This window comes from Burkholderia sp. BCC1972 (assembly GCF_905339605.1).
Classification (GTDB): Bacteria; Pseudomonadota; Gammaproteobacteria; order Burkholderiales; family Burkholderiaceae; genus Burkholderia.
In genome coordinates this window covers 1-279 of the sequence record NZ_CAJPGH010000111.1, presented here as the reverse complement: position 1 = coordinate 279, position 279 = coordinate 1, and the positions used below count along the sequence as shown (strand labels likewise).

The following is a 279-nucleotide window of genomic DNA, read 5'->3' as shown; positions in this document are numbered from 1 at the left end:
TCGCAAGTGACGCCGGGCGCGTACGTGCAGGCGAGCCAGGCGACGCTGATGTCGACCGTGCAGCAGCTCGATCCGGTGTACGTCGACCTCACGCAGTCGAGCCTCGATGGTTTGAAGCTGCGCCAGGACGTGCAGAGCGGCCGCCTGAAGACGAGCGGCCCGGGCGCGGCGAAGGTGTCGCTGATCCTGGAAGACGGCAAGACCTACTCGGAAGCGGGCAAGCTGCAGTTCTCGGACGTGACGGTCGACCAGACCACCGGCTCGGTGACGATCCGCGCG

General features: G+C 67.4%; 1 pseudogene. It reads left to right on the top strand.

The features are described 5' to 3' along the window. Positions 1-279, top strand: a pseudogene (locus tag U5798_RS37035) (efflux transporter periplasmic adaptor subunit); the annotation flags it as partial.